The organism is Streptomyces sp. NPDC012888, assembly GCF_042900645.1.
GTDB lineage: Bacteria > Actinomycetota > Actinomycetes > Streptomycetales > Streptomycetaceae > Streptomyces.
In genome coordinates this window covers 84,739-101,592 of sequence record NZ_JBIBBM010000007.1, presented here as the reverse complement: position 1 = coordinate 101,592, position 16,854 = coordinate 84,739, and the positions used below count along the sequence as shown (strand labels likewise).

Annotated in this window: 21 protein-coding genes; 10 read left to right on the top strand and 11 right to left on the bottom strand. The window is 74.8% G+C overall.

Translation table 11 applies throughout. The annotated features are described in order from the left end of the window. Positions 1-7 precede the first annotated feature (7 nt). Positions 8-418, bottom strand: a complete 411-nt coding sequence (locus tag ACFY61_RS14685) for a DUF6223 family protein (protein ID WP_389471532.1) — start codon at positions 416-418, stop codon at positions 8-10. A gap of 193 nt (positions 419-611) precedes the next feature. Here ACFY61_RS14685 and ACFY61_RS14680 point away from each other — a divergent pair, with 193 nt between their 5' ends. Together ACFY61_RS14680 and ACFY61_RS14675 are read left to right on the top strand one after the other, a co-directional pair. Beyond that, positions 612-1,730 carry a sensor histidine kinase gene (locus ACFY61_RS14680; RefSeq protein WP_389471530.1) on the top strand — a complete coding sequence of 373 codons (1,119 nt, stop codon included), beginning with the start codon at positions 612-614 and terminating at the stop codon, positions 1,728-1,730. Next, positions 1,727-2,401 (top strand): response regulator, encoded by a 675-nt coding sequence (locus ACFY61_RS14675; RefSeq protein WP_389471529.1) that lies wholly within the window; start codon positions 1,727-1,729, stop codon positions 2,399-2,401. The genes ACFY61_RS14680 and ACFY61_RS14675 overlap by 4 nt, the downstream gene beginning before the upstream one ends. A 9-nt stretch (positions 2,402-2,410) precedes the next feature. Here the strand turns inward: ACFY61_RS14675 and ACFY61_RS14670 are convergent, their stop codons facing one another. The 4 genes from ACFY61_RS14670 to ACFY61_RS14655 all read right to left on the bottom strand — a co-directional run bounded on the left by ACFY61_RS14670 (position 2,411) and on the right by ACFY61_RS14655 (position 5,734). Beyond that, positions 2,411-3,226: an NmrA family NAD(P)-binding protein gene (locus tag ACFY61_RS14670; RefSeq protein WP_389471528.1), complete on the bottom strand. Its 816-nt coding sequence runs from the start codon at positions 3,224-3,226 to the stop codon at positions 2,411-2,413. A 67-nt stretch (positions 3,227-3,293) separates the two neighbouring features. Beyond that, on the bottom strand, positions 3,294-3,503 hold the full coding sequence (locus ACFY61_RS14665) for a DUF4287 domain-containing protein (protein ID WP_389471525.1): 210 nt from the start codon (positions 3,501-3,503) through the stop codon (positions 3,294-3,296). Between the two features lie 12 nt (positions 3,504-3,515). Continuing rightward, positions 3,516-4,307, bottom strand: coding sequence for an alpha/beta fold hydrolase (locus ACFY61_RS14660; RefSeq protein WP_389471522.1), 792 nt, complete (start codon positions 4,305-4,307; stop codon positions 3,516-3,518). A 266-nt stretch (positions 4,308-4,573) separates the two neighbouring features. Further along, a complete protein-coding gene (locus ACFY61_RS14655) occupies positions 4,574-5,734 on the bottom strand; it encodes an FAD-dependent monooxygenase (protein WP_389471519.1) in 1,161 nt (386 codons plus the stop codon). An 80-nt stretch (positions 5,735-5,814) separates the two neighbouring features. On the opposite strand from ACFY61_RS14655, the gene ACFY61_RS14650 reads away from it, so the two are divergent. Both ACFY61_RS14650 and ACFY61_RS14645 read left to right on the top strand, forming a co-directional pair. After that, positions 5,815-6,402 carry a TetR/AcrR family transcriptional regulator gene (locus ACFY61_RS14650; RefSeq protein ID WP_389471518.1) on the top strand — a complete coding sequence of 196 codons (588 nt, stop codon included), beginning with the start codon at positions 5,815-5,817 and terminating at the stop codon, positions 6,400-6,402. A 186-nt stretch (positions 6,403-6,588) separates the two neighbouring features. After that, on the top strand, positions 6,589-6,789 hold the full coding sequence (locus tag ACFY61_RS14645) for a hypothetical protein (RefSeq protein ID WP_389471516.1): 201 nt from the start codon (positions 6,589-6,591) through the stop codon (positions 6,787-6,789). Positions 6,790-6,861: 72 nt separating this feature from the next. Here the strand turns inward: ACFY61_RS14645 and ACFY61_RS14640 are convergent, their stop codons facing one another. After that, positions 6,862-7,365, bottom strand: a complete 504-nt coding sequence (locus ACFY61_RS14640) for a hypothetical protein (RefSeq protein WP_389471514.1) — start codon at positions 7,363-7,365, stop codon at positions 6,862-6,864. 409 nt (positions 7,366-7,774) lie between these two features. Here ACFY61_RS14640 and ACFY61_RS14635 point away from each other — a divergent pair, with 409 nt between their 5' ends. Next, positions 7,775-8,395: a hypothetical protein gene (locus ACFY61_RS14635; protein ID WP_389471512.1), complete on the top strand. Its 621-nt coding sequence runs from the start codon at positions 7,775-7,777 to the stop codon at positions 8,393-8,395. Here the strand turns inward: ACFY61_RS14635 and sigJ are convergent. Then, positions 8,355-9,293, bottom strand: coding sequence for an RNA polymerase sigma factor SigJ (gene sigJ, locus ACFY61_RS14630; RefSeq protein WP_389471509.1), 939 nt, complete (start codon positions 9,291-9,293; stop codon positions 8,355-8,357). The two genes, ACFY61_RS14635 and sigJ, sit on opposite strands and share 41 nt — an antisense overlap. A gap of 148 nt (positions 9,294-9,441) precedes the next feature. On the opposite strand from sigJ, the gene ACFY61_RS14625 reads away from it, so the two are divergent. Both ACFY61_RS14625 and ACFY61_RS14620 read left to right on the top strand, forming a co-directional pair. Further along, complete coding sequence (locus ACFY61_RS14625) at positions 9,442-9,882, top strand: YybH family protein (protein ID WP_389471506.1); 441 nt, start codon at positions 9,442-9,444, stop codon at positions 9,880-9,882. Between the two features lie 31 nt (positions 9,883-9,913). Next, positions 9,914-10,459 (top strand): hypothetical protein, encoded by a 546-nt coding sequence (locus tag ACFY61_RS14620; RefSeq protein ID WP_389471504.1) that lies wholly within the window; start codon positions 9,914-9,916, stop codon positions 10,457-10,459. 26 nt (positions 10,460-10,485) lie between these two features. Here the strand turns inward: ACFY61_RS14620 and ACFY61_RS14615 are convergent, their stop codons facing one another. The 4 genes from ACFY61_RS14615 to ACFY61_RS14600 form a co-directional block, all read right to left on the bottom strand. Beyond that, positions 10,486-10,905, bottom strand: coding sequence for a DUF4190 domain-containing protein (locus ACFY61_RS14615; protein ID WP_389471502.1), 420 nt, complete (start codon positions 10,903-10,905; stop codon positions 10,486-10,488). 10 nt (positions 10,906-10,915) lie between these two features. Beyond that, positions 10,916-11,191, bottom strand: a complete 276-nt coding sequence (locus ACFY61_RS14610) for an isoamylase early set domain-containing protein (RefSeq protein WP_389471499.1) — start codon at positions 11,189-11,191, stop codon at positions 10,916-10,918. A gap of 152 nt (positions 11,192-11,343) precedes the next feature. Continuing rightward, positions 11,344-12,324 (bottom strand): hypothetical protein, encoded by a 981-nt coding sequence (locus tag ACFY61_RS14605; protein WP_389471498.1) that lies wholly within the window; start codon positions 12,322-12,324, stop codon positions 11,344-11,346. 107 nt (positions 12,325-12,431) lie between these two features. Further along, complete coding sequence (locus tag ACFY61_RS14600; protein ID WP_389471495.1) at positions 12,432-12,818, bottom strand: hypothetical protein; 387 nt, start codon at positions 12,816-12,818, stop codon at positions 12,432-12,434. A gap of 593 nt (positions 12,819-13,411) precedes the next feature. Here ACFY61_RS14600 and ACFY61_RS14595 point away from each other — a divergent pair. The 3 genes from ACFY61_RS14595 to ACFY61_RS14585 all read left to right on the top strand — a co-directional run bounded on the left by ACFY61_RS14595 (position 13,412) and on the right by ACFY61_RS14585 (position 16,744). After that, positions 13,412-13,672 (top strand): DUF6059 family protein, encoded by a 261-nt coding sequence (locus ACFY61_RS14595; RefSeq protein WP_389471493.1) that lies wholly within the window; start codon positions 13,412-13,414, stop codon positions 13,670-13,672. Between the two features lie 86 nt (positions 13,673-13,758). After that, positions 13,759-14,748: an oxidoreductase gene (locus ACFY61_RS14590; protein WP_389471491.1), complete on the top strand. Its 990-nt coding sequence runs from the start codon at positions 13,759-13,761 to the stop codon at positions 14,746-14,748. A 388-nt stretch (positions 14,749-15,136) separates the two neighbouring features. Continuing rightward, positions 15,137-16,744 (top strand): solute carrier family 23 protein, encoded by a 1,608-nt coding sequence (locus tag ACFY61_RS14585; RefSeq protein WP_389471489.1) that lies wholly within the window; start codon positions 15,137-15,139, stop codon positions 16,742-16,744. The last annotated feature ends 110 nt before the right edge of the window (positions 16,745-16,854 follow it).

Genomic DNA, 16,854 nt, shown 5'->3' with positions numbered 1-16,854 from the left:
CGCCCCCCTACCGCCGTCGTCCGGGGTGTGCCGTCGCGGTGGTCGCGCCGGTGCGCTTGGTGCGGGCGCGGGCGCCCAGGGCGGTGGCGGCCAGGCCCAGCAGTACGGCCACGTAGGCACCGCCCAGGCCGTTGCCGGTGCCGAGGCCGCCCCGGGAGGTGGCAACGACCAGCAGGCCCAGGGCCACTCCGGCCGCCCCGGCGGCGATGGCCGCGACGGGCGGGACCCGTCCCGCGCCGACGAGGGCCCGCCACCCGGCGGCCACACCGGCCACCCCCAGGAAGGCGCCCACGGCGGCGCCGAAACGGCCCGCGCTCATGTCGGTGACGCCGCCGGCGGCATGCGCCGTTCCCGGTGCGGCGAGCGTGAAGAGGACGGCCAGGAGGGCGGCGGTGGCGTGGCGGTGGCGGGTGGGCATGGAAGTCTCCTCGGGTGGTGGACGGTTGTCAGGGATTCTGGCCGGGTGGGGTCGGGTGGGGCGTCCTGCGGGCGTGGGCAGTTCGGGGTGCTGCGGACGCGGCAGGGTGCCGGGGCGGTACCACGACTGCGGTAGCCGTCCTCATCCGGGCGCAGGACGTCCACGGATGACGGCCCCGGTTAGGGTGCGGGCCATGGGAGAGCGACGGGTCGGGGTCCGGGACGGGGCGGTCGCCGTCGGCACGGCGGCGGCCCTGCTGTTCGCCGGGCTGTCGGGCGATCACTCTTACGCGGATCCGCTGGGTCACGTGCTGCTGGCGGCCGGCGGACTGGCCCTGGTCGCGGCCCGTCTGGCTCCGGTGGTCGTGCTGGCCGTGACCGGGGCGTGCGCGCTGGGGCAGCAGGCGCTCGGGCTCGACGTACCGGCGGTCGCCTACCTGTTCGCCGTGTACGCGGCCGTACGCGCGGGGCACCGTGCGGTGACCGTGGTGGTGTCGGTGCTGATGCTGGTGGCCCTCGTGCCGCTCGCGCTGCTCGCCGCGCCCCAGGAGTGGGCCGTCGGTGAGGCGTTCGCCAGGACGCGGGACGTACTGCAGCTGGCCTGGCTGGTCGCGGCCGGGGCGGCCGGTGAGGCGCTGCGTCAGGCCGAGCGCCGGGCGGACGAGGCCGAGCGCACCCGGGAGGAGACGGCGCGGCGTCGCGCCGACGAGGAACGGCTACACATCGCACGGGAGTTGCACGATTCGTTGACCCATCAGATCTCCGTCGTCAAGGTGCAGGCCGAGGTCGCCGTGCACCTGGCCCGGAAGCGGGGTGAGCCGGTGCCGGAGGCGCTGCTGGCCATCCGGGAGGCCGGACGGGAGGCGTCCCGGGAGTTGCGGGCGACCCTCGAGGCCCTGCGCGACGAGGCGGGGCCCCCGCCGCACGGGCTCGACCACGTCCCCGCGCTGGTGGAACGGGCCCGCGGCAACGGCCTGGACGCCAGGTTGACGGTCGGCGGGCAGCGGCGCGACGTATCGGCCGCGGTGGACCGGACCGCGTACCGGATCGTGCAGGAGTCGCTGACCAACGTCGCGCGCCACGCGGCCGCCTCGACGGCTTCCGTCCGGATCGACTACCGCCCCGACGGAGTGGTTGTGCAGGTCGACGATGACGGATCCGCCGGCCCGGCGGCTGCCGGGCCGGGGGTCGGGCTGCTCGGGATGCGCGAGCGGGTCACCGCCCTGGGCGGCCGCCTGCGGGCGGCGCCGCGCGCCGAGGGCGGTTTCACCGTACGCGCGGAACTGCCCGTGAACCCGGAGGGGGTCCGGTGATCCGCGTCCTGCTGGTCGACGACCAGCCGCTGATCCGCAGCGCGTTCCGCGCCCTCCTCGACATGGAGGAGGACATCGAGGTGGTGGGCGAGGCGGCGGACGGCGGTCAGGGGGTCGCGCTGGCGGCGGAGCTCCTGCCCGACATCGCGATGGTCGACGTACAGATGCCGGGTGTCGACGGCATCGAGGCGACGCGGCGCATCGCCGCCGACCCGGCCCTGTCCGGGGTGCACGTGGTCATCCTCACCAACTACGGGTTGGACGAGTACGTCTTCGAGGCGCTCCGCGCGGGGGCGGCGGGGTTCCTCGTCAAGGACGTGCACCCGGAGGACTTCCTGCATTCGGTGCGCGTGGCGGCGCGCGGCGACGCGCTGCTCGCGCCGTCGATCACACGGCGGCTGATCGACCGGTACGTCGCCCGACCGCCCGCCCCGGGGGCCGGATCCCGTTCCCGACTCGGGGAACTGACGAACCGTGAGCGCGAGGCCGTGACCCTGGTCGCGCAGGGTATCTCCAACGACGAGATCGCCGCCCGCATGGTGATCAGCCCGCTGACGGCGAAGACGCACGTCAACCGGGCGATGACCAAGCTCGGCGCCCGTGACCGCGCCCAACTGGTCGTCTTCGCATACGAGTCGGGGCTGGTGAGCCCCGCCCGGCACGGGCTCTGACGGGCCTGTTCACGGGGTTCGGAAGCGCTCCGCGTGTTCGGCCGCCCAGTCGGGGAACGTCCGGGCGGGGCGGCCGGTGACGCGTTCGACGGTGTCGTCGACCGTGGTGGAGTCGGCGGTGGGCTTCGCGTACCAGCCGACGACGTACTCCGCGTCGGCCCGGGCCACGCCGGTGGCCATCAGGCGGTCGACGGCTTGTTCGTGGGTGATCCGGACGAAGGCGATGTCACGGCCGGCCAGGCGGGAGAGCACGGCGATCCGCTGGCTGGGGGTCAGCGGTTCGGGACCGGTGAGGTTGTACGCCCGGCCCGCGTGGCCCTCGTCCAGCAATGCGGCCGCCGCCACCGCCGCGATGTCCGCCTCGTGGACGAGCGCGCTCGGGAAGTCGTACGGCTCGCGTACGACGCCCTCGGAGCGGATCGAGTCGGCCCAGGTCAGCGTGTTGGACATGAACTCCTGCGGTTCCAGGCGCGTCCACTCCACGCCCGACTCCGCCACCGCCCGCTCCACCGGTCCGACCCAGCCGCCCCAGAGCACGGTGATGCGCCGGACGCCGGCCGCCACTGCCCGCCGCACCAGTTCGGGGCCGACTTCGGCGAGTCCGGCCGTCACGGTGACGTGCAGCCGGTCGACGCCTTCGAGGGCCCCGCCCAGGTGCTGCGGCGCTGTATGCGTACCGGCCACCAGGTCGACCCCGGCGGGAAGCCGGCCGGCGGCTGCCGCCGGATCGCGGGTCAGCGCGCGGACCCGTTCCCCGCGGCGGACCAGTTCCGCTACGGCGTGCCGGCCGGTGTTGCCGGTGGCGCCGGTGACCAATGTCGTCATGGTCGTTCTCCCCTCGTCGCGCACGACGCTAGAAGCTCGACCTGACTTGAGGTCAATACCGGTCGGTTCAGCGGCTGTTCTCCGCGAGGGTATGCGCGACCAGGGCGTTGGCGTGGCCGTGCCCGAGGCCGTGTTCCGTCTTGAGCCAGGTGACGAGCTCCATGTGCTTCGTCAGCGGGGAGGAGCGGATGAGTGCTTTCCACTCCGTGACGGGCCGGCCGTACTTCTTCTCGATGGACGGGAAGTAGCTGGCGGGGCCCTTCACCGGTTCGGTCATGTCGGCGTCTCCTCAGGCGGTGAAGAAGGCGGTCAGGGCAGGGGCGAGACGCTCCGGAGCGATCTCGTGGTCCTGACCGGGGAAGGTGTGCAGGGTGAAGTTGTCGGCGAGGGAAGCGAGTTCACGGGCGCCGCTGAGCATGTGCGGGGCGCCGGCGTCGCCGCACCCGACGAGTACGGGAACCGTGACCGGCTTCCAGCGGTCGGCGGGCAGGGGCCTGCCGGACATGGTGCCGCCCATGACCCTCCCGTCGTAGGAGAGGGTGTGCGCCACCGCTTCGAGGCCGGCCCAGAACGGTGCCTGCCGCATCCCGGCGACGGCTTCGGCCGGCAGGCCGACGGCCGCGGTCATGAAGTAGGCGACGGCGTCGCCGCGGGCTCCGCGGCCGACGAGCTCCTCCAGTCGCGCGACGTAGTCGGCGGGCAGTGGCGGGCGTGAGCCGTCCACGATGAACGGCGGTTCGTAGAGGGCGAGTCGGGTGATGGCGCAGCCGCGAGCCGCCGCCTCCAGCGCGAGGACGGCGCCGGAGGACATCCCGAAGACCATCGCCTCACCGCCCGCGTGCCCGATCACCGCGTCCAGGTCCTCGACCTCGCGCCGCACGTCGTACTCGGGGTGGTCGCCGCTGTCTCCGCGGCCCCGCCGGTCGTACGTGGTCACGGTGAACCGCTCGGCGAGCAGCGCGGCGAGGGGCGCGGACTCGCCCCTGGTCATGAAGGCCCCGCCGACGAGCACCACGGCGGGACCCGCACCACGCCGTTCGCACGCGATGGCCGTGCCGTCGGACGAGAACACCTTCTCCATGGACCCACTCCCCTTCGGTCTGGAACTGGACGGTACAGTACTCTATGCAGTACTGGTCAGTCCAGTACTTGCCCGGCCCAGAGGCGCCCCGCGGCCATCAGGCCGACGGAAGTCCGGACCCGCCGGCCGGCGCCGGCCGGCACATCCAGCCTCGCCGCGGCGATTGAGGCGCCGGGTGCGGGGCGGAGCCCCGCGAGTCCAGGCGGAGCCCCGGGCCAGCGAGCCGGCGACGGCCGTCACCCCGGCGCGGGCGAGGACCCGGGGCGCTAGGCGGGCGGGAGGCGGAAGCCCGCGAAGAGGGAGTCCATCGCGCGGTGCGCGGCGCGAGCCGGAACCGCGCGCAACGCCGCGTCCCGCGCCGCCACAGCCAGCGGGTGCGTGGCCCCGGCGACGCGCCCCGCCCGCCGCGCCCGGACCTTGATCGCACTGGTGCGGCCGTGCCGGGCGTCGGTGTACCGGCCGAGCGCGGCCGGGACGCCCGCAAGGTCCGGCGCCGCCGAGAGGAGGTGCGCGAGGACCACCGCGTCCTCGACGGCCTGACACCCGCCCTGCCCCAGGTTGGGGGTCATCGCGTGCGCCGCGTCGCCCACCCAGGCGATCCGGCCCAGGTGGTAGCGCGGCATCGGCGCCGTCAGCTCGTACAGGTCGTGCTGGAGCACCGCCGCCGGGTCGATCCGGTCCAGCAGCGCCGGTACGGGATCGTGCCAGCGTCCGAAGCGCCGGCCCAGTTCCGCCACGGCGTCGGCGGACCGGCTCCGCTCTGGCACGCGGGCGGTCGCGTACACGTACACCCGGCCGTCGGCGAGCGGCACCGCCCCGAAGCGCGCGCCCCGGCCCCAGGTCTCGCCGGCCGGGAGGTGCAGGCCGCGGCCCGGTACGACCGTGCGCCAGGCGGTCTCGCCGCTGTAGCGCAGCCCCGGGTGCTCGGGGAAGAACCGGCGGCGCAGCGGGCTGTGGATGCCGTCGGCGGCGATCACCACGTCGGCGGGGACCGCTCCCTGGGACGTGCGCACGACGGGCCCGTGCTCCGGGTCGTCCACGCCCGACACCTCGGTTCCGTAGCGGACGCACTCCGCGGGCAGCGCGGCGGTCAGGGCCGCCGCCAGCGCGGCGCGGTGCACGGCGAGCGGCGGCCGGCCGTACCGGGCCGTCATGGCGGCGGAGTCGGCGCGGGTCAGCCATCCCCCGTCGGGCCGCCGGACGCCCATCGCGGCGGGCACGGCCTCCCCCGCCCACGCGGTGTCGCCGAAGCCGATGGCCTCGAAGGCCCGCAGCGCGTTGGGCGCGAGCACGATCCCGGCACCGGCCGCGGACGGCCCGCCGGACCTCTCGCACACCGTGACGCGCCAGCCCGCGCGGTGCAGCGCCACCGCCGCGGTGAGTCCCCCGATGCCCGCGCCCGCGATGACCGCGTGCCCTTTCGTCATGGCCGGCTCCTCCGTCGTCCACTTCCCTCTACGGATGTAGAGGCGCATGCCTCTCACTCTACATCTGTAGAGTGAGAGGCATGTCCAGCGCCGACCGCCGCACCCTGATCGCCGACACCGCCATCGCCACCGTGGCCGCCGCCGGGCTGCGCGGACTGACCCACCGGGCGGTCGACTCCGCCGCCGGACTGCCGCCGGGCAGCACCTCGTACTACTTCCGCACTCGTACGGCCCTCATCGGCGCCTGCTACCAGCGGCTGGCCGAGCTCGACCTGGCCGACTTCGAGCCCGGCCCCGGGGGCCCGCCCGCCCTCGACGGGCGCGAGGCGGCGGCCACGGCCCTGGCGGCACTGCTGCACCGCTGGCTCACCGATGGAAGGGCCCGCCAACTCGCCCGCTGGGAGCTGTCGTTGGAGGCGGCCCGGAACCCGGAGCTCGGCCTCGAACTGCACCGGGCCGGCGCGGGTTTCCGCGACCGGGCCGCGGCGGTACTGGCCGGGCTGGGTGCCGAGGAGCCCCGCGTCTCGGCCGAACTCCTGGTCGCCTGGACGGAAGGGCTGCTCTTCGACCGCCTGGCGGGCGCCCTGGCGCGCAGCCGTCCCGCCCCCGATCCCGCCGAACTGGCCGCCGTCACGCGGCGGATGCTGGACGCCGCCCTCGACGGGTGATCCCGCCGTCCGTGGGCGCCCGGCTCCCGCGCGGCGCCCGCGTCCGGGGTCCGGGGGCCTCCCCCGGTTGGTGACCCTGTGTGACGAAAAGATGCGCGGCGCATCGGACTGTGTCAGCGTCGTCCCGGGCGGGCCGGACAACGGAGTCCGTGCCCGCCGTCACGTCACCAAGGAGTGTGAACCGTCATGGGCGGTATGCAGGACAAGCGCCAGCAGCCCGGCAAGGGCCGCGAGGAGCAGCAGCGTTCGAGCACGCAGCGCAAGGGCCAGCAGGGTCGGGACCCCGGCCAGAACCGGTCCGGCTCGACCCCGCAGGGCCGGGACGACGACAAGATGATGCGTGATCGCGACGACGACCTGATGGACGACGTGAGCGACAACCGCTGACCGTCGCCCGCGCGCACGGAGCCCCGGCCGGGGTGGCAGGCACCCCCGGCCGGGGCTCCGGCCCGCCGGGAATCAGTGGAACAGCATGGTGGCGCCCCCGGCGGGCGTGCTGACCGAGCCGGGACACAGGAAGCTGCCCGAGCTCTTGGTCGCCGTGAACGCCTGGTTGACGTACTTGCGGCTGGTCCCCTCACGGTTCCAGGTGATGTTGGTGGCCTTGTAGCGGCAGGAGATGAAGCTCTGCTGGCCGGTGATGTCGATGAGGTCGGTCCGGGCGGTGCCGGCCGCGTCGTCGAAGGTGAAGGCCGGGTTGTTGTTCAGGCTCGCGGTGATGCCGCCGCCGCAGGCCAGGTTGCCGCCCGGGCGGTTGATCGAGGTGCGGTCGACGGTCAGGGCCGACGGCGGGTTGGCGCTGGTCCGGCCGTTGGTCCAGGTGCACGTGTTGCCGGCCACGACGATGACCCCGTCGACCAGCCCGGCAGTGGGGGCGGGGCCGGCCGCCACGGCGGTGCCGCCGCAGAGCAGGGCGGCGGCCACCAGTGCGGTGGTGCCGGAGATCCTGGATGTGCGCTTCATTTCGCTCCTCCTTGCCACGTCCTTGTGGGGTGTGATGCGGAGCCGCTGCGGGCCCCGCGGGAGTGCGCCCGGGCCGCGCCGCGGTTGTGCGCACCGCGCCGGCCGGGGGAGAGAGCTCGTGCTGACGGATCGGCGACCGTCTGGCGGAGCAGCGCGGACCCGACGTGAGGGAGGGTCGCACAGCAGGGCTGAACTGTCAGGGGCACGTCAAGTGATTGGCCGGTTTCCAGCGCCTCCCCGGCCGCCACCGCCGCCACCGCCACCAGCCGCCCGCCGCCCGCCGCCCGCCGCCCGCCGCCGGGCCGATCGTCATGGGCGTGCCGCGCGATGCCAAGGATTTCGTCAACGGGTCGTCAGCATCGCATCAGGGCGGTGCGGCCCCGGGACCCGTCCCTCTAGCGTCGGGCCCATGCGACGACGGATGCCCCGGCCCGCGGGCCGGCACGGCGGGGCCGCCACGGATCGCACCCGCGCGGCCGTCGCGGACGCCCACCAGGCCGGGGAACGGCGGACCGCAGTGGCGCTGGCCGCGCTGGCGGGCGCGGCCCTGGCCGGGGCGGATGCGGCCGCCGGGATGCTGACCTGGCAGCGCGCGGCCCTCTGGGCGCTCCTCGGCGGCGTGGTGTTCGTGGTGCTGGTGCCGCCCCTCGTCTCGGCGGCCCCCGGGCGGCTCACCAGCCGCGGGCTGTTCACCGAGCGCACCGTCCGCACCGACGCCCTGGTGTCCGTGCGCTGGTCCGACGGGGTGGCCCGGCGCCTCGTCCTGCGGGACGCCGGGGGCCGGCGGGTGGAGATCGACCCGGGCGTGCTGGTGCGCAACCCCGCCCTGTGGCACCGCCTCGACACCGACCTGCGCCTCTCGGCCGGGCACGGCCGCCCCGTCCCCGGGACGGACGCGCTCCGGCAGCTGCGCGAGCACGTCGACGGGGCCGCCGCCCGGGCCGTCTTCGACGTCTCCGGTCTGGGCCAGGACCGGTCTGCGACGGCCGTCAGCCCGCCGTCCTCCACGGACGGAGCTTCTCCGGGTTGAGTACGGCCCAGATCCTGCGGATCCTCCCGTCCGCGATGTCGAACGCGTACACCGACAGCACGGAGCCGTCCAGTTGGGCCGCCAGGCCGGGCTGGCCGTTGACCGTGCACTCGCGGAGCACCAGCCGGCCGGGGAGGGACAGGCCCTCGAAGAAGCGCGCGATCCGCTCGGCGCCCTCGACCGGGTGGGGCAGCGCGGTCGCGACCCCGCCGCCGTCCCCGACGGCGGTGGCGTCGGCGTCGAGCAGGCCGATGAGAGCCCCTATGTCCTTGGCCTCCCATGCCAGCTTGAACTCCCTCACGACGCGCGCCCGTCCGGCTGTCGCCGGCGTCGGGGTACGCGCGGCCTCGACGCGGCGCCGGGCCGAGGAGGCCAGCTGACGACAGGCCGCCGGGGTGCGGCCGACGATGTCCGCCACCTCGGCGAAGGGGTAGCGGAACACGTCGTGGAGTACGAACGCCACTCGCTCCGCCGGGGTCATCGCCTCCAGCACGACGAGGAAGGCCATGCTGACCGACTCGTCGAGCGTGACGCGGTCGGCCGGATCGGCGGTACTGCCGTCCGCCGGGCCGGCGGGCCACTCGGCCCGCGCGGGGAGCGGTTCGGGGATCCACTCCCCCACGTAGCGCTCCCGCCGCACCCGCGCCGACCGGAGCACGTCGAGGCAGATGCGGCCGGCGACCCTGGTCAGCCACCCGCCGGGGGACGCCACCTCCTCCCGCTGCCGCGGGGTCATCGCGTACCAGCGGGCGTAGGTCTCCTGGACGACGTCCTCGGCCTCGACCAGGGACCCCAGCATCCGGTACGCGAGGTCGGTCAGCCTGCGGCGTTCACCGGTGACCGCGTTGGGCGTCGGGTGGAAACGGCCGCCCTGCGGCGCGGTCGAACTGGTCGTCATGGTCTCGCGGCTCCCTCGGTCGGGTCATCTCTCACCCCTAAGACGGGACAGCGCCCCGGAATGTGACTTCCGAAAGGGGTCGTCTCACATTCCGCCGTGCCGTCTCGTCGTACCGGCAGAACACACGTCACGACCGAAGGAGTACGCGATGACCACGCACGAGTCCGAGATCCGGGCGCTCCTGGCGGCCCGCGCGGACGCCCAGCAGACGAAGGACATCGACCGGCTCATGTCGTACTACGCCGCCGACGCCGTCTACTACGACGCCGTCCCGCCCCTGCGGTTCACGGGTACCGACGAGATCCGCCGCAACTTCCTGCGCTGGTTCGACGGTTACGCCGGGCCCATCACCCTGGAGACGCACGACCTCACCCTCGCGGCAGGCGGGGACACCGCGTTCGCGCACATGCTCCACCTGGACTCCGGCGAGCGCAAGGGCGGTCTCCAGGCGTCCATCTGGGTTCGGGAGAGCGTCTGCCTCCGGCGTTCGGAAGGGAGTTGGTCGATCACGCACGAACACGTCTCGATCCCGGTCGACCCCGCCACGATGCGGGTCTGGCTCCCGTCCGACAAGAACCAGACCGTCTGACCACCCTGAACACGGAAGAGGAGCATCCGGCATGGACAGCACGGTGACCACAGGTTCGAGTTCCACTCCCCCGCGTCGGGGGGAACGGCCGAGCCCGCGCGTACGGGCGGGCCTCACGAGGTCCGCCGCCGCGGCGCTCACCGCGGTCGCGGTCGGGGCGCTTGCCGTTGGCAGCGCTCATGCCGGCCCCCCGGCGAAGGGACGTGTCGAGGTACTCGAACTGAAGGTCCGCAACGATCAGTACACGGCTGTCGACCTCGGCCCCGCGGGGCCGAGCCTGGGCGACATGGACGTCTACTCCGGCACCGCCGTCAAGGACGGGCAAAGCGTCGGACGCGGGGGCGGCACCTGTCAGGTCATCCACCTGAACGGCGAGGAACGCACGTCACAGTGCCTGATCACGATGGAGGTCGAGCAGGGGTCCCTGACGATGCAGTCGTTGTGGACGCCGGGCGCGGGGCCCCTGGACATGGCCGTCACCGGCGGTACGGGCGTCTACCGCAACGCCCGCGGCTTCGCCCGGTTCTGGGACATCGCGACGCCGGACGAGAGGGCACGGCTGGAGATCCTGCGCTGACGGGGGGAACCCGCGGCCCACGGGAGTCAGCGGAGGTCCTGGTCGAAGTCCCGCTCGAAGCGGCGGTCGCAACTCGCCCGCTCCGCCGCGGTGTCCGCCCGCTCCAGGCACTCCCTGTAGGTCTTCGCCGTGTCGGAGCCGAGGAACGCGAGGCCCAGGGCGAGGATCACGCCGGAGCCGACGAGCCCGAGGACGCCGAGCGCGGCTCCGGTGATCGCCATCGTGCGGCCTTCGGCGCGGCCCTTGCGTACGCCGCGCACGGCGAGCACGGCGAGGACGACGGCCGCCAGGCCCAGGACGATCCCGCCGAGCACGGTCCAGAAGAGCAGGCAGGCGGCGATGCCCAGGACCAGGGCGGTGACCGCCAGGCCCTTGCCGGGCCGCCCCGAGGGGGGCGGCCCGGTCCGGTGCCACTGCGGGAACGGGGGTCCGTCGTCCGGGGCCACGGCGGGACGGTCAGGTGTGGATGAGGCCGTTGCGGCCGTCGTGGGTGTCGGCGTGCTCGTCGTCGAACCAGTGGTCCCCCGACGCCAGGTAGCGGAACGCGTAGGCCCGGCCGGTCTCCAGGCTGACCGTGGCCGCCCGCAGACCGTTCTTGCCGGCTTTCAGCTGGTGGGTACCGGGCGTCCAGCCGTTGAAGTCCCCGACGACGCTGACCGGGCCCGGCGGGAAGTCCGCCGGCAGGACGAAGGTGACCTCGGTGGAGTTCTTGCGCAGCTTGCGTTCGAGCACGGCGGCTTCCCTCTGGTGTCGGCCTACGAGAACAGCGGGCCCATTCTGACCGCTGCGGCGGCCGTACCGCGTGCGGCGCGAGCACGGGGCCCCCGCGCAGGCGAGTGCGTCTGCTCCACACGGCCCAGTGAGCCGAGGCCGGCCGGGCGCGTTCACCGGTCCGCGTCGGGGCCGGCCGCCTGTCGTTCCGCCCGGATCAGGTCTTCCCCGGCCTGTCGTGCCGTGCGCTCGGCGGACTCGCGTGCCCGGGACGCGGCGGCCGCCTCGGCTTCCGCCGCCGACAGGGCCTCCTCTGCCGCGGCCAGGCGTTCCCGCAGCCGGTCGGCTTCGTCCCGCCGGGTCGCCGTACGCCGCTGGGCCGCCGCTTCGGCTTCGCGGGCCCGGGCCAGGGCCGCGTCGGCCCGGTCGGCCGTACGGCGTGCCCCGGCGAGGGCCCGCTCCGCCCGGGCCCGCTCCGCCCGGGCCTGGGCCTGGGCTCGGGCCGTCCGCGCCTCGTCCTCCGGCCGGTCCTTCTTCCGCGTCCGCTTCCGCGCCGCCGTCTTGGCCTCGGTCACGTCCTTGGTCGTGTCCGAGGCCGCGCCCGCCTCGGCATCGGCCTCGGCCTCGGCCTCGGCATCGTCCCCGCGGCGTGTCGTGGGGGGCCGGGCGTCGGGAGCCACCGGCGGGAAGTCCACGGCGGCCGCGGGCGGTTCGGACAGCCGGCCCGAGGCCCAGACCTCGGCGGCGGCCTCGTCGGCGAGGACGGTGCGGAGGATCTGTTCGACCTGCTGCCGGACGGGTGGGGTCAGCGGGTGCCCGGCCTCGGCGGCGAGGCGCGCCGCGGTGCCGGCGAGCGCGGCGACGACGGTGTGCTGGCGGTGGGAGAGGTCCCGCAGGCGGGCGGCGTCCAGGGTGTGGTGCGCGGTGCGCAGCGCCTCGCCGAGCATACGGAACCGGCTGGTCTGCTCCGGTTCCCGGTGCGCGAGCAGGTTCGCCGCCCAGGCGGCCAGGGTGGGCCGGGGCAGGGCGGCGATGCGTTTCGCCGCGCCGGCGTCGCCGGCCTTGCGCGCACGGGCGGCCTGCTCGGTGCGGGCCGCCACGAACTCCTCCGGCAGGCCGGCGTAGAGCGCGTCGATGGTCTCCTCGACATCCACGTCTCCACCTTGGGCCGGTCGCCGGGGGGCCGCCACCGAGCGGGGCCCGAGCGGCGGCGGCTTTCCGGCCGGTCGTGCTGCTCAGGCCGGTCAGGCCGGTCGGGCCGTCAGCCGTGTCCGCGGCCGGTGAGACGGAGGTGGACCTCCAGCTCGTGCTCGCCGGGGACGGTGCCGAGGTACTCGGAGGCGAAGACCTGCTCCAGTGCCTCGCGTACCTGCCGGACCGGGTCGGCGGCCCCGTACAGCGCGGCGGTGGCCGCCGCGTCCCGCCCCGGGGCGGCCGCGCCGCCGGCGCCGGACCGGCCGCGGTCACGTACGTTCACGGTCCTGGACCAGACGGTGGCGGCGCTCACTTCCCCGGCCGTCTTGGGCCCCGCCGGCGGCGAGGCCTGGGGGAAGGCTGCTTCGAGGACGGCGAAGACCTCGTTCGCCGCCTCCCGGTCACAGTCGGTCAGATGCACGCTGACCTGGTCGTCGTTCTCGACGGTGTTCATCTCGCGCCGCTCCTTCCGCGGATCCGGCCACCCGGCCGCCTCGATCGTACGGAAGACCCGCCCGGCGTCCCCCGAGCCGCACCGGGGCCATCCGGCGGACAACGGAGCCGGCCGCTCCCCCGCCGGTCCGACCCGGGGACGGACCGGCGGCGGCCGGATCGGTGCCTTTGCCGGGGTTCTCCACGGCTGTGACGGCGGCCTCGTCCATCCGGGGCTGTTCGCGCAACGCCGCCTCGGACTCGTCGAGTTGACCCGGGAGCCGTTGGCCTGCGCCTGCTGGTCGAGCCGCCCCTGGTGGAGGTAGCCACCGTCCGGGAGGGCGGTGACGCGGTCGCCGGGGCGGTACCGGTGGCCGCCAGGTCGTCGAGCTCCGCGTACGGCCAGCGTGCGCTCCGGGCGCGGCGGGGCTCGGGGGTGCCGCGCGTGGGGTGGGCGTGCGGGCCGCGGGGCGGGAGTGCGGGCGCGGCTCTGGTGGGGCCCGAGTGGATGCCCAGGTGGCGTCGAGTGGACGGCGGGAGCATCGGGCGGGTGTGGAGCCGGCCCGGCGGGGCCGGCTCCCTCGTCCGAGGCGGTACGGCGTACGGAGGTGGGCGGTGGCGGACGTGGCGGCCGGGGGATCGTCCTCCTGGGTGCGGCGCGCGGCGCGCGCCCTGTGGGCGGCACTGGTCGGGTTCGGCACCATGCTGCTGCGCGGCGAAGTGCTGCGCGCAGCCGAGGCCGCGGAGGTGCGGCGGCCGGCCGGAGGACGTCCGCTGCTCACCCGCCCACCGGCCGGCCATCCCGAACGGCTCCGCCCTGACGTTCCGTTCAGTCCGGCCGAACTCGCCCTGCTGCGTGACCTGATGGGCCGCTGACCCCACCGGGCGGCCGGCCCGCCGCACGATCAGCCCTCGGCGAAGCGGCGAGACACCCACGAGCTGCGGGTGGTTGGGTGGGGCGCATGGAGATCCTGGTGCTGGGCGGTACGGCGTGGGTGGGCCGTGAGGTGTCGCGGCAGGCGGTCGAGCGCGGGCACCGGGTGACCTGCCTGGCGCGTGGTGAGAGCGGGGGCGTGGCCGCGGGCGCGACGCTGGTCGCCGCCGACCGGCGCGGGCCGGGGGCGTACGCGGCCGTGGCCGGCCGGGACTGGGACGCCGTCGTCGAGGTGTCCTGGCAGCCCGGTTGGGTGCGCGGGGCGCTGGCCGCCCTCGGCGGGCGGGCCCGGCACTGGACGTACGTGTCGTCGGTCAGCGCCTACGCCACCCACGACCGGCCGGGCGCGGACGAGTCGGCGGGACTGCTCCCCGCCGTGGACCGGGACGAGGTCGGCCGCGACGAGTACGGCGGCGCCAAGGTGGCCTGCGAGCAGGCCTCGGCGGCGGCCGTCGGGGACCGCCTGCTGATCGCCCGGGCGGGACTGATCGGCGGCCCCGGCGACCACAGCGGGCGCAGCGGCTACTGGGTGACACGTGCGGCCCGCGAGCCGCTGGCCCCGATGCTGGTACCGGATTCCCCTGGACTGCCGACCCAGGTGGTGGACGCCCGCGACCTCGCGTCGTGGCTGCTGGACTGCGCGGAGGCCGGGACCACCGGCACCTGTGACGCGGTCGGGCCGGTGCTGCCGTTCGGGGAGTGGATCGCGCTGTCACGCGCGACCGGCGGACACACCGGCCCGGTCGTGCACGCCGACCCCGCCTGGCTGACCGCGGAGGGCGTGGCGCCGTTCATGGGCCCCGAGTCGCTCGCCATGTGGCTGCCCGGAGGGGAGTGGGCCGGGTTCTGCGCGCGGAGCGGGGCCGCGGCGAGCGCGGCGGGGCTGCGGCACCGCCCCCGCGGGGAAATGCTCGCCGACCTCCTGCGCTGGGAGCGGGAGGCGGGCCTGGGCCGCGAGCGCCGGGCCGGGCTCAGCGCCGCCCGCGAACGCGAACTCCTGGCGGCACTCGGCCGGTAACGCCCCGTCAGAGGGTCGGCCAACCCCAGGGCCACGACCCCACTCCGGCAACGAAATCCGCACCTGTTGAGACGTTTGGCCATCGATTCATAAATTACCGGCGGGTTTCGCCGACAAAAACATGGTCCTCCACTTGCGGAACCAGGGGTTCCTTCGACAGTATCGGCCGGGTTCCGCCTCGACGCCCGAACGCGTACCGGTAATCCCGTGCCGTCATTCCCGGCGAGCCGCCTGATCCGTGCGGCCGGCCCTCCGCGCCTTCCCGAGGCCCCTCCCCGCGCGAGCGACGTCGCGCGCGCTCCTCTCATTCACCTACCTCGAAGGCAAGGCAGAGATGGCACCACTGGCCCCGCGCCGAAGAACACCGGCTTCCGGACAGCCACATCCCGTGGACGAGGTCCTCCCGCTCTCCCGGCTGTCGCTCTACGGCTTCCAGCACGTCCTGGCGTTCTACGCCGGCGCGGTCATCGTCCCCATCATCCTGGGCAACAGTCTCGGCCTCTCGCCCCAGGAACTCGTGTACCTGATCAACGCCGACCTGGTCACGGCGGGCATCGCCACCATCATCCAGGCCTGGGGCTTCTGGCGGATCGGAGCCCGGCTCCCCCTGGTCCAGGGCGCGACCTTCACCGCCGTCTCCCCGATGATCGCCATCGGCCAGGGCGCCGGCGGTGGCACCGCCGGGCTGCTGGTGGTGTACGGGGCCGTGATCACCGGCGGCATCGCCACCTTCCTGTTCGCCCCGTTCGTGGGACGCCTGGCCGCCTACTTCCCGCCGATCGTCACCGGCACCCTCCTCACCGTCATCGGCATCGTGCTGATCCCGGTGGCGCTCCGCGACGTCGGCGGCGGCCCCGACCTGGTGGGCACCCCCGGTTACGGCGCCCCCGAGCACATCGCGTACGCGGGCGGGACCCTGCTGCTGATCCTGCTGGTCGCCCGGTTCGGCGGGCCGTTCCTGCGGAGCGTCGCGGTACTGATCGGCCTGGTCGGCGGCACCGCCGTCGCCTGGCTCCTCGGGGACGCCGACCTCGGCGCGGTCGAACGGGCCGACTGGTTCGGCGTCAGCACCCCGTTCCACTACGGCGCGCCCGAGTTCTCCCTGTTCCCCATGCTGGCGATGGTCGTCGTCATGCTGATCACCATGGTGGAGACCACCGGCGACGTCTACGCCATGGGCGAGATCACCGGCAGGAAGGTGGACGGCGACACGGTCGGCCGGGCACTGCGCGCCGACGGTCTCGCCACCGTGCTCGGCGGCGTCCTCAACTCCTTCCCGTACGTGGCCTTCGCGGAGAACATCGGCCTGGTGCGGATCTCGCGGGTGGTCAGCCGGTTCGTCGTGGTCGCCGCCGGAGTCTTCATGATCCTTCTGGGCCTGGTGCCCAAGGCGGGCGCCGTCGTGGCCTCCGTCCCGCTCCCGGTGCTCGGCGGGGCGGCCGTCGCGATGTTCGGCATGGTCGCGTGCGTGGGCATCCAGATTCTGGCCAAGGTGGACCTGCGCGAGGAGCGCAACGCGCTGATCCTGGCGGTCAGTCTGGGCGCCGCGATGCTCCCGACGGCCGTGGAGCCGTTCTTCGAGCGGATGCCCACCGAGGTGCGGGCGGTGCTCGGCAGCGGGATCACCCTGGGCAGCCTCACGGCGGTGCTGCTGAACCTGTTCTTCCACGTCCTGGGCCGGCGCGCCGACGCGCGCGCGGACATCGACTGGGGCGGCCTCGCCGAACAGGACGGGGACCCGGAGCCGGACCCGTACCCCGGGAACGACCCGGCCGGGCGGGGCGCGTACGGAGCCCACGGCTCCTACGCGGCCCACGGCCCCCACGGCTCCCCCGGCACGTACGGCGCGCACGACACGTACGGCGCGCAGGAGACCTACGGCGGACACGAGCCGTACGGCGGCCATGCCGGGCACGGCGGGCACGGTGCCGGGCAGCACGGCGACGGCGGGGAGGGCTGGAGCGGCTGGCAGGGCTCCGCCCCCGGCGCCCGCTGAACCCGTCACCCCCGGTGGACCTCGCCCCGCCCGCCACCGCCGGGACGAGTCCACCGGCCCACCGGCCCACCGGCCCGCCGGTCCGCCCGTACGCTCCGCCGGCTCCGCAG